The sequence below is a fragment of the Aquaspirillum sp. genome, from assembly GCF_055136605.1.
Genome location: NZ_JBSQVP010000065.1, coordinates 1 through 11,595 on the forward strand (window position 1 = coordinate 1; position 11,595 = coordinate 11,595).

Sequence of the window (11,595 nt, forward strand, 5' to 3'; positions counted from 1 at the left end):
CTTATAAGTAATGCATTCCCTTTTTTAGGTCAAAACATTTGAATGAATTTAAAGTTTGATTCAACCTTTTAACCCTTGACTTGTTAATTCTTTATGCAACAATTCACTCCTGCCGAATGGAAGTCTTGGGAAAGATTTTACAGAGCTAATTTTATCAATAGCTTAACTGGTTTTAAATCGGCCAGTTTAATTGGTACTATCAATGAACTGGGTGTGCCTAATTTAGGCATGTTCAGTAGCATGGTGCATATTGGTTCTGATCCTGCATTAATTGGTTATATCAATCGTCCGGTTGCTGCAGCACCACATACCCTAGCCAATATCAAAGCAAATGGTTTTTATACAGTGAACCATATCCATGCTTCATTTTTAGATAAAGCACATCAAACAAGTGCTAAATACCCAGACAAGTTTAACGAGTTTACAGAAGTAGGATTGACCGAGGAATACTTGGATGGTATACCTGCGCCCTTTGTGAAGGAGAGTGCTATCAAATACTTACTTTCCCTAAAAGAGATTGTTCCTATTACATTGAATGCCACATTTTTAGTGATTGGTCAATTAGAACAAGTATTGATTGATCCATCCTTTCAACCCACTGCGGACGGCTTTTTAGAACTTGACCAAGCAGGCTCTATTTGTAGCAATGGTTTAGACGCCTATTATACCACTGAATTAGTAGATCGCTATGATTATGCAAGGCCAGGTGTGCCGGTTCAAAAAATTACTACCAAAAAATAGTCAATCCATTTTATTTAAGTGCTTTAATAGTCGCTGCTTTCGTTTACTAGCTTATCTTTTATAAGCATAAAATCATATATTTAACATGTTAAACTATTTCTCTAAATCATCTTAATCAGTAGAATGAAAAAATTATTAATAGGTATCATCTTTCTTTTGCCAGTGTTATCCTATGCACAAGACGGATTTACAGTTACAATGCGTATTAAAGGATTGGGGGAGCATCAAATTAAAGCAAATATTCAGAGAAATGGTAAATATGTGATTGATACCCTTACTAAAATAGATACCGATTTAGTGGTATGGAAGGGGACTACAATAGACCCGCAACTGGTTAGGGTAGAAGTGATGGATACAAGCCTCTATCTTAGAATAGGAAAAGCAGTTATGGCTCCTCCTGCACTTACATTTTTATTGACCAATACAGATATAGAGATTAAAGCGGATGCTAAAGAAATTTTTACAGGAACAATTGAAAGTAAAGATCCCGAAGTTCAATTATACAATAGCATTCGCAAGGCAGATTTAGAAGATGCAAAAGAAAATTGGGCTTTACAACAAACCCAAAATAAAAAAAGAAATTTTTTGCAAAAACTCCACTTATAGCAAAATATTGACAAAATTTTATGCCATATTAAAATGCCGACACGCTAAAAGCACTATTTTAGTGCAAACCTCTTTCCCATCGCCAAGGTGTGTTATGCGATTAAGCCATCTCAAAATCCATGTCCAGCTGTTCCTTCTCACTGTTTCAATGATCGTTGTGCTGTTAATTGTTGGTGTACAGTCCTTTATTGCCTCTAACGATAGCCTAACCCGCGCCAAAGACATCTACGACAATCGGCTTATTGCCATCATCCAGCTAGGTGAAGTCGAAAACGCCATTAGCCAAAACCGGATGCAAATGATGTTAGGGACGTTTGCCAGCACCTCACTCGGTGATATTCCTCCTAACGCAGCTCAACGCGATCAATACTTCAATGCCATTGCTGCAACACGCGCCAAACGCGATCAACAATGGCAAGCCTATATGACTACTTATCTGACCGATAACGAAAAAAAATTAGCAGAAGTTGCCGCCACCGCCATGCGGCAATACGATCAAATGGCCGACCGCTATATCGCCTTGATTCGTGCAGATCAATTAGGCGATGCTGAACGCTTCCGTCTGAAAGAACTCACCCCACAAGGGCGGAGCATGAATGAGGCCCTGAGCGCGCTTATTGCCTATCAAAAAGACACGGCTGAACGCGATTACCTCAGCAATCAAGCCGAAACGGAACGGGAGAAATGGATTAACTTAGTGTTAATTGTGTTGGGTGTGGTGGGTAGTCTGGGTTTGGCGTGGATTATTGGCCGCAGTGTGACACGCCCGCTTGCCGAAACGGTCAAAATTGCCCAAGCGATTGCCAATAAACAACTCGACATCTCGGTGCCACGCGGTGGTGATAATGAAGTGGGTCAGCTGTTAGCCGCCTGTCGCCAGATGCGTGATGCCTTAAACGAAACACTTTTATTAGTTCATCGCAACTCTTCAGAAGTCACCTCAGCCGCAATGCAGCTACGCGAAAATGCCGGTCATATCCGTCATGCGTCGCAGCAACAAAGCGAAGCCGCCAGTGCTATGGCTGCTGCTGTCGAAGAATTGACCACCAGCATCGACCAAGTTTCACATCGCACCCAAGCGGTACAAAACGATGTTGACCATGCTCATGAACAATCGATCTCGGGCAAAAACATTGTCAGCCATACCGCAGAAGAAATGCGAAAAATTGCGGATAAAGTCCGCGCTTCGGCCCAGATGACACGCCAACTGGGAGAGCGTTCGCAGGCCATTGACAGTATTGTCGCGGTGATTCGTGATATTGCGGAACAGACTAATTTATTGGCCCTGAATGCAGCGATTGAAGCCGCCCGCGCCGGTGAACAAGGGCGCGGCTTTGCCGTAGTGGCCGATGAAGTTCGGAAATTAGCCGAACGAACCGCACAATCTACCCAACAAATTGGTGAAATGATTGGCGCCATCCGCAACGAAATTGAAATTGTGGTACAGGATATGCAAGAAGGGGAAACCCACATGCAAGGTGGAGTGGAGCTGGCTGAAAAAGCGCAACAGGCGATTGATGCCATCACGCAAAGCACCGCCAGCATTCACCACGCTGTAAATGATATTTCCCACGCTTTGCAAGAACAAACCACCGCCAGTATGGATGTGTCGCGTAATGTTGAGCATGTGGCGCAAATGTCGGAGGAAAACAGCAGCGCCGTAGGCCAAACCGCCGACTCTGCGCAACATTTACAACATCTTTCGCAACAATTAGATGACGTGGTCAAGCAATTTAATTTGCGCGGATCGAACTAAAAAGTCATAACACCTTTATTTACAGACACTTATACAACCCTATTTCCGTCGCGGGAATAGGGTTTTTTGTCGAAAACAACAAAATTATAAATTAACGTTTGATGAAATGTAATCGCATAACATAGAATCATATTCTCGATTTTTTTCAGAAACGGAGTGGGGTATGTCTGGTGTGCGAGTACGTTCCATTTTTATGGCATTGATAGTGTTCTCATCACTTTTGTTATCGTTGACATTGTTATCGCTCACCAAGCTTTCGACAGCCTCAGATGACCTTGCCGATGCCAATGCCAAACGCTATCAGTCTTATTTGTTGGCCGATATGCTGCGGCAAAGCTCGGATGACCTCACTCGTTTAGCACGAACGTATGTGTTGACCGGCGAGAGCCGCTATGAACAACAATACTGGGATATTTTGGCGATTCGGAATGGCGAGAAACCGATGCCACAAGCGTATGAACGGATTTATTGGGATTTTGTCGCAGCCGGAGAAACCCAACCGCGCCCCAACGGACGGCAAGTACCCTTACTGGATTTGATGAAGGAAGCCGGTTTTTCTGAAGCAGAATTCGCCAAGCTGAACGAAGCCAAAGCCAATTCTGACGGCTTGGTTAAAACAGAAACCATCGCCATGAATGCGATGAAGGGGAAATTTGAAGATGGCCAAGGGGGGTTTACTCGCACCGCCGATCCCGACCCAGTGCTAGCACAACGTCTGATGCACGATGCGGCCTATCACCGCGAAAAAGCCAAAATCATGAAGCCGGTGGATGAGTTTTTTGTTTTGCTCGACCAACGCACTCAAGGCGCGGTTGACCAAGCTGTTGCAGCAAAACAAACCGCAGAGTGGTGGGTATGGACAGCGCTGGCCATCAATTTAATTGGTTTGGCTTTGGGTCTGTTATATAGCTATCGCGTCTTACTGAATGTATTGGGCGGTGAACCGGCAGCGGTGTTAGAGGTGGTCAAACAAATTGCAGCCGGTAATTTACGCACCCCTGCCATTGCCGCCAAGAAAGACAGCCTGTTACACCACGTCCATCAGATGCAACATGCGTTGCGGCAAACCGTCAATCTGATTCAAAACAAGGCGCAAGAAGTGGATAGCGCCAGCAATGAGTTATCGTCCGTCACCGAACAAATCGGTACTGCGGCACAACAACAGTCGCAATCCGCCGCCAGCATGGCCGCTTCGATGGAAGAGCTGAGTTCGAGTATTGAGCATGTTTCAGAACAAACGGATAGCGTCAGTGAGCGTTCTGTACACACCACCGAGCAAATTAACCAAGCGATTGAAGTGATTTTGCGTTTAGATCAAGAGATCAACAAAATTGCTAGTTTGGCTAGTGAATCGAATCAAACTGTCTCGCAGCTTGATGCCATGTCAGCACAGATTGCTTCTGTGGTCAGCATTATCCGTGACATTGCCGACCAAACCAATTTATTGGCGCTGAACGCGGCGATTGAAGCAGCACGGGCCGGTGAACAAGGGCGGGGGTTTGCTGTCGTAGCGGATGAAGTGCGGAAATTGGCCGAACGCACTGCCACAGCGACATTTGATATTCAAAACATGATTCAAAAAGTCACCAACTGCACCGCCCAAGCCAATCAATTAACGCAATCGCAATCAGCACAGGTACATGTTGGTAGTCAGTTAGCACAAAGCGCTAAAGAGGTGATTGATGGGGTAACGAAAGAATCCAGCCACACCGTGCAATCGGTGCAACAGCTCAATCATTCATTCCGCGAACAATCCACTGTCAGCCATCAACTGGCACACCAAGTGGAACATATTGCCCAAATGAGCGAAGAAACACATGCGGCGGTTAACCAAATTGCCCAAGCGGCAAGACGTTTGCGAGGCTTAGCGCATGATATGCACCATTCATCTATGCAATTCCAAACTTAACCCCACATCGGCATAGACAGCACCACAAAAACAGAGAACAATCCCGTGTTATAAAAAATCCAACTACACTAAAGTATGGCTATTTTATGCCTTTGTGTAGAATGTTCAGTGGAACAAGGATCGTCATGGCTTCTGACACGGGATCTCCTTCAATTTGGGCAGCGGACGACACGCTTTCTTATGCATTGTTGTCCGTGCTTGTTTTTATCAGTTATTTCGTTGCTGCCAAAGCAGGGTTGGCAATGGCGTTTGTCCACGGCAATGTGTCTGCTGTCTGGCCGCCGTCTGGCATCGCTGTTGCTGCCTTGTTGTTGTATGGTTGGAAAATCCTGCCGGTTCTCACCCTTGCCAATTTCCTCGTTACGCTCACCACCCCCACCCCATTTTGGATTTCACTCGGCATCGCCACCGGCAATACTATTGAATATGCCTTGGCTTATTTGTTGCTGCATGTGTTGTGCCCTCAAAAAGATCATGGCCAATTCAATTCATTGCGCACCGTGTTGTGCCTATTGCCCTGTGCCATCTTTGCCCCAGCGCCAGCGGCCTTATTGGGTGCTTTGAGTTTGTGTTATGGCGCAGTAGCTGGATGGAATTTGTATTGGGATATTGTATTGACTTGGTGGTTAGGTGATGCGGTCGGTATGCTGTTGATTGCTCCAAGCTGTATCTTAGGATTTTCTTTGCTGGCCTATCTGCGTGGTTTATCAAAAGAAAAAGCCATCGAATTTTTTGCGCTGACGCTCAGTGCTGTTTTTACGGCTTGGATCTTATTCGGCAATCTGTTTGCCTTTCCAGCCGGCACCCGTTCTGCTGCCTATGTGTTATTTCCTTTTATTATGTGGGGTGCGCTGCGTTTTCATCTGTTCGGTGCACTCAATGCTGCCTTAGCCATCTCGATTCCAGCCGTGATTGGCACTGCCCACGGTGTCGGTATTTTTAGCAGTGACAGCCAAACCGAAAGTTTATTACAGCTACAAGCTTTTATCGCCGTCTTAACCATGACGGGAATGATAGTAGCCAGTGCGCTGTATGAGCGGCAACAATCTGCCCGCTATGCTATTCAAACCGAGCGCCGGATTCGACAGCAAAATGCTGAACTACAGCGCTTAGCCGAAGTGTCAGCACATCATTTACAAGAACCTGTGCGCCGCCAAATTTCGTATGCCCAGCTTTTGGCTTATGCCATCGAGCACATGCCACCGCATAGCGACATTAACAAGGCTGATTTGTTGTTGCCGATGCAGTTTATTGAGCAAGGCGCGACGCGCCAAAGAGCGTTATTGCATGATATTGAGCGCTTTCTTGCCGCAGGGACAGCCCTTGCCCCAGCACAGCCACAAGAAACACAACAGATACTCGAACAACTGCGCCAGCGGTTACACAGTATTTGCCAAGCCAAACAAGCCTGTCTTGAATTTGACCATTTACCGCCGGTGTTAATTGATAAAAATCGATTGGAAGAGGTGTTTCACGAACTGATTAGCAACGCACTGCAACACGCCCACCCAACATCCGGCAAACTGTTACTCATCACGGTGTCAGCTCGTCAGGCGGGGCAGCGGGTATATTTTCGAGTGGAAGACAATGGCCAAGGCATTGCTCCGGCCTATCGCGCTAAAATTTTTGCCGTATTTGAAACAGTGAATCCACACACCACCGGCACTGGCATTGGACTTGCCATTGTGCGGCGGATTGTCGAAAGTGTGGATGGACATATCAGCTGCCACAGCACCCCCACCGGCGGCTGCCGTTTTAGTTTTGACCTACCAGCCGCCTCGGTGCCATCAAGACATTAAATGGTGCGGCAGACGGAAAAAGGCGATGGCTTGCCGCAGTTGATTGGCTAAGGATTCGAGTTGTTCTGCTGCCACTGCATTATGTTGCGTCGAGGCGTTGGTTTGCTCGGCCATGCTGGCGATATAGCCAACATGGTTGGCAATTTCAGTGGCTGTGCTAACTTGTTCGCGTGTCATCACCGCCACATCGCGCACCTTATTGAGCGAATCGAGAGCTTGGCGGTGAATTTCGCCCAACATCGCCGAGGCCGATTGTGCCCGCGCCAACCCTTTTTCCACTTGCGGATTCACTGCTGCCATCGCTTCAACTGCAGAATGGGTTTCGAATTGAATGGTCTCAATCATTCGGCCAATTTCCGTCGTCGCCGATGCGGTACGCTCAGCCAATTTCCGCACTTCATCCGCCACCACAGCAAAACCACGCCCTTGTTCGCCAGCGCGAGCGGCTTCAATCGCCGCATTCAGGGCCAATAAATTGGTTTGGTCAGCAATCTCTTTAATCACATTGGCAATTCCGCCAATGTCTTGTGAGTGCTGGAACAAAGTTTGAATTTGTTGTGTTGATTGGCTCACGGTTTGAGAGATTAAATCCATCTCAACAGCCGTTTCTCTCACCAACTTTTCACCATCTTCTGCTAATTTCGCCGTTTGCTGTGAGTTTTCTTCGGTATGACCAACGGTTTGCGATACTTCGCTAATACTGGTTTTTAGCTGTTCGAGCGAAGCAGCCGAGGCCGCCGTCGCTTGGGCCTGATGATAGGATGCGGAGCCAATTTCACGCGCTGCAGTCGCAACCTCTTTGGCACCACCGGATAAAGACCCTGCCATCTGGGTGATTTGTTGAAAAACATGGCCAAGTTTTTGTTGCATTGTGGCCATTGCGGCCAGCAAATTTTCAGTCGTCGAAGCGGAAACGGATAGCGGTTGTGTTAAATCACCGTGAGCAATACGGGTGGCTGTCGCTGTGGCATGGCTGGGCTCACCCCCCAGCGGTTTTAACACCAAACGACTGAGTAACACCATCAGCAAACCGATAATCACCACACAAGCAACCACCCCAGCCAAAGTAATCATCAACGCACGTTGTCGCACCATGTCAACCGCCTCGGCTCGAGGATAGGCAGCCAACACCGAAAATCCCCACTTATCGAACTGATAGCGCGAGATGTCCCAACCGGTGTTCTCTTTCAACAACGTTTGGACTTGCTCATCACTGACATGACCAGAGCGAAATCTGACCTTGCTTTGATAATCCAAAATCGCCATAAAGCCGGTATTCAACAAGCGGCTTTTATCCACCACTTCTTGTACGGCTGCCATGTCGATTTTGTAACCGACATACCAAATCCCAATTACCTGACCTTGGTTATCACGAATCGGCTCATAGCCGGTTAAGAAAGGGTTACCAAGAATATCAACGAGACCATAAAAGGCCTGTCCTTGCCGAATGGCAGCAATCGCCTTGCCTTTTGGGTCGAGAATCGTCCCGATAGCACGCTCGTTGTCTTTTTTAACATTGGTGGCAATACGAACGAACTCATCACCGTTTTTCACAAACAATGTGGCGGTCCCACCGGCAATTTTGGTCACGCCATCGACCAAGGCATAATGTGCCGCTTGTGGCTGTGTACCAAATAGCAAATTGGGAACGGTTTTATCTTTGATGGGTACGCTATCACCAAGCGATGCCGGCCCGAGTGCTTCACCTCGTTCAATCAACAATCGCATGGCACTTTTCACCTGTTCACTGACCAAAGCATCGGTGACGGTCAGCACTTGCCGAGTCGTGTCAAGCTGTTGTTTGGCTTTCGCTGCAATCTCATGCTCAATTTGTTGAGTTTCAATCATAGAAAACAACACCGTGCCACTGAACACGGTTAATAAAATCAGTGCCGAGACATACAGCGCAAAGCGTTTGCGTAGGGTCATGTTAAATCCTGTCAAACAGAAACCAGCCAAAACAACTTATAAGAACATAAATTGTTTACGATTTGATGCGAAAAACCAGCATATTGCGCAGTTTTGCGGAATCTATCGCACACTTTGCATTTCTTATTTGACATGAATCAGAAATAACCCGCAATGAGAGCATAAAAAATAGGCCATCTGTTTAACAGATAGCCTATTTTATTAAAATAGTTTTTTATTTGTACTAATTGTTAACGTGGCCAGACGGATTTTAGATGAGGGTTAGGACGTTCGGCATCTTGCAATGGATAGGGGTCGGCAACATAGCCGGGGCCTTTCATCACCAACACAATAAACGCACCCAAGGCCACGGTAAACAACACTGTCCAATACAAAATCAGCAGGCTAATCAAGAAAATATCAGTCGAAATCAGCGCTTGTTCACCCGACAGCGGCCATGACCAGCCATACCACAACCGCATCAACACCGCTGGCGATAGAAAAGCAGCACTGCCACCCAGTGTTAATTTGGGCATCGCCCGTAAGACTTCGCGCTCAATACCCGAGGGCGAGGGAGGAAACTGCGGTAGTCGATTAAATAATCCAGACATGGTCTTTCCCCTGCAGTTTTGTGGCTTTCATTTTGTGGCTTTCAATAGACGCATAGTAGAAATAATCATCACTATTTGTCAATAACAAATCATGGACAAAAAATTTTGCAAAATTGACTAAATCAAAACCGCAAATTAACTTTCCAGCCGTTACATTTAATGGAAACTTACTTTGCTATTTTTTCACCATGTAAATAACATTACCTCAATAAAACAACAGATTAAACGAACCAATCAGCTGGCACAGGTTTTGATTGTCCAAGCGACTCTGTAACAAACGAAGGGGCGAGCATGGCAGCGCCACGCATTGTGGTTTTGGGCTTGGGCAATTTATTGTGGGCGGATGAGGGGTTTGGGGTGCGGTTGGCAGAACAACTGTACGCCAACTATGAATGGCCAGCCCAAGTTGACATCATTGATGGGGGCACACAAGGCTTGTTATTGCTGCCATACGTCGAAGAAGCCGACTGTTTATTGATTTTAGACGCGATTGATTTTGGCCTACCGCCGGCCACCTTACAGGTCTTCCATAATCAGGCCGTCCCAGCTTATTTGACTGCCAAAAAAATGAGTTTGCATCAAACCGGTTTTTCTGAGGTATTGGCACTTGCCGAATTGAAAGGCAGTTTACCAGCAGAAATTACCTTATTAGGGATGCAGCCAGAGATCTTGGAAGATTACGGTGGCAGCCTGTCGCCTTCGGTGCGGGCCTTGTTACCACAGGCCTTAGCACAAGCACTGACTATTTTAGGCAATTGGGGTATCGAGATTCGTCCCTGTGCACAACCACAGGCACGCCTGAACGATGCCAGCCTTGAATTAAACCGCTATGAACAAGAACGTCCCACGGCAGAACAAGCCTGTCGGGTGGGTGATGCGCGGGTATTAGAGCGGGGTTAGAACAAGATGTGCATGGGTATTCCAATGCAAGTCGTGGCGGTGAACGCGGGATTGGCCTTGTGTCAACGCGAAGACCAGAGCCAGCATCAAATTGATTTAAGTCTTGTTGGCCAAGTTGAGGTCGGAGATTGGGTATTGGTCTTTACCGGCGCGGCGATGGAAGTGATCAGTCCAGAACGAGCACAACAGATTCAACAAGCCTTGTCGGGTTTAGCCGCCTTATTACGCGGTGAAGCCTTACCAGATGAGGCGTTTGCTGATTTATGCCACCGCGAGCCACAGCTCCCGCCACACTTACAACGACAATAAGGAATATAAACAGCATGGCAATAGATGAAAGCACGATGGCCACGCGCTGGCAGGGCTTAGGTTATCAGGCCCTAACCACTACCACATTAGATCAAATCGTGGCTGAACAAGTGCAGGGTATCTGGCTGATTTTGACCACCGACCCTAAACAGGTGCCAGAGGTTTTTGACTATGCAGTGATTTTGCCCGAAGTGTGGAAACACTTAGGCCATCCCGACGCGCCAATCTATTGGGCGACCCCGAATGACAGCCGCAGCATTGCCCAACGCTATGGTGTATTGAAATTTCCGGCATTGCTGCGGTTGCGGCCAGAGGGCTATGTTGGTGCATTAATCAGTGTTTTGGATTGGCCGGAAATGGTAGAACGGGTGGCCTATTTAGCACAGGCGCCCGTGTCACGTCCGCCCAGTATCGGCATTGCCGTCCGCGCCAACCACGGGAGCTGCCAAGCATGATGCAATTTCAAGGTATCCCACTGGTCACGCTCGGCCCGGGGTCGCAGCCGGTGGAAGAGGATTTGCACTATATGGCGCTACCGCGTGAGGTGGATAGCTTTGCCATGCCATATTTGCCGACTGCAGAAGAAACCACTGAACTGTCGGCGGCAAAAGCTGTTTTGGCCTCGCTGATCGAGCAGATGGCAGACGGCAAAGCAACAGCTTATGCGACGGTTGACCATTTAGATGCTGCCAACCGTACTTTATTGGCACAGGTATTAGGGGAAGGCGAGGTCAGCGCCCGCGTGAAATACCTAAATGGCCACGAACTGTGTATTCAAGAATCGGTATTCGCTGGCGTCTGGCGGGTGTTGCAATACGATAGCGCAGGGCAGTTGCTTGCTGATTGGGTAGAAGCCAACGATATCCCCTGTGCGGTCTGGCAACAAGCGGCTGCTTTTGCCAACACAACCCTCACTCCGCTTGCCATCGGTGAAGCCTGTTTGATGAATGCGCCAGCGGTGATTCATGAATTGGCACAACGCGTTGTTAGCTATCGCTCAGCTGAAGACGATCATGTCATCAATTTGAGTTTATTACCAATGACGCCAGAAGACAT

11 protein-coding genes are annotated in these 11,595 nt (G+C 47.4%); 9 read left to right on the forward strand and 2 right to left on the reverse strand.

Annotation, left to right across the window (positions count from 1 at the left end; genetic code table 11):
- Window positions 1-93: 93 nt before the first annotated feature.
- The 5 genes from ACTBZS_RS10200 (at window position 94) to ACTBZS_RS10220 (ending at window position 6,811) form a co-directional block, all read left to right on the forward strand.
- The gene (locus ACTBZS_RS10200) at window positions 94-741 is read left to right on the forward strand and encodes a flavin reductase family protein (RefSeq protein WP_463044042.1); all 648 of its coding nucleotides are present in this window, start codon (window positions 94-96) and stop codon (window positions 739-741) included.
- Between the two features lie 123 nt (window positions 742-864).
- The gene (locus tag ACTBZS_RS10205) at window positions 865-1,347 is read left to right on the forward strand and encodes a hypothetical protein (RefSeq protein ID WP_463044043.1); all 483 of its coding nucleotides are present in this window, start codon (window positions 865-867) and stop codon (window positions 1,345-1,347) included.
- A gap of 94 nt (window positions 1,348-1,441) precedes the next feature.
- Window positions 1,442-3,103: a methyl-accepting chemotaxis protein gene (locus tag ACTBZS_RS10210; protein WP_463044044.1), complete on the forward strand. Its 1,662-nt coding sequence runs from the start codon at window positions 1,442-1,444 to the stop codon at window positions 3,101-3,103.
- Window positions 3,104-3,266: 163 nt separating this feature from the next.
- The gene (locus ACTBZS_RS10215; RefSeq protein ID WP_463044045.1) at window positions 3,267-5,012 is read left to right on the forward strand and encodes a methyl-accepting chemotaxis protein; all 1,746 of its coding nucleotides are present in this window, start codon (window positions 3,267-3,269) and stop codon (window positions 5,010-5,012) included.
- A 194-nt stretch (window positions 5,013-5,206) separates the two neighbouring features.
- Window positions 5,207-6,811, forward strand: coding sequence for an MASE1 domain-containing protein (locus ACTBZS_RS10220; RefSeq protein ID WP_463044046.1), 1,605 nt, complete (start codon window positions 5,207-5,209; stop codon window positions 6,809-6,811).
- Here the strand turns inward: ACTBZS_RS10220 and ACTBZS_RS10225 are convergent.
- On the reverse strand, window positions 6,800-8,740 hold the full coding sequence (locus tag ACTBZS_RS10225) for a methyl-accepting chemotaxis protein (protein ID WP_463044047.1): 1,941 nt from the start codon (window positions 8,738-8,740) through the stop codon (window positions 6,800-6,802). The two genes, ACTBZS_RS10220 and ACTBZS_RS10225, sit on opposite strands and share 12 nt — an antisense overlap.
- A gap of 230 nt (window positions 8,741-8,970) precedes the next feature.
- Window positions 8,971-9,330 (reverse strand): hypothetical protein, encoded by a 360-nt coding sequence (locus ACTBZS_RS10230; RefSeq protein ID WP_463044048.1) that lies wholly within the window; start codon window positions 9,328-9,330, stop codon window positions 8,971-8,973.
- 291 nt (window positions 9,331-9,621) lie between these two features.
- On the opposite strand from ACTBZS_RS10230, the gene hybD reads away from it, so the two are divergent.
- The 4 genes from hybD to ACTBZS_RS10250 all read left to right on the forward strand — a co-directional run.
- The gene (hybD, locus tag ACTBZS_RS10235; protein WP_463044049.1) at window positions 9,622-10,230 is read left to right on the forward strand and encodes a HyaD/HybD family hydrogenase maturation endopeptidase; all 609 of its coding nucleotides are present in this window, start codon (window positions 9,622-9,624) and stop codon (window positions 10,228-10,230) included.
- A gap of 12 nt (window positions 10,231-10,242) precedes the next feature.
- Window positions 10,243-10,539: a HypC/HybG/HupF family hydrogenase formation chaperone gene (locus tag ACTBZS_RS10240; RefSeq protein WP_460429854.1), complete on the forward strand. Its 297-nt coding sequence runs from the start codon at window positions 10,243-10,245 to the stop codon at window positions 10,537-10,539.
- Between the two features lie 14 nt (window positions 10,540-10,553).
- Window positions 10,554-10,994 (forward strand): thioredoxin domain-containing protein, encoded by a 441-nt coding sequence (locus ACTBZS_RS10245; protein ID WP_463044050.1) that lies wholly within the window; start codon window positions 10,554-10,556, stop codon window positions 10,992-10,994.
- On the forward strand, window positions 10,991-11,595 hold a 605-nt coding region (locus tag ACTBZS_RS10250), incomplete at its 3' end, for a hydrogenase expression/formation C-terminal domain-containing protein (protein ID WP_463044051.1). The genes ACTBZS_RS10245 and ACTBZS_RS10250, both read left to right, overlap by 4 nt.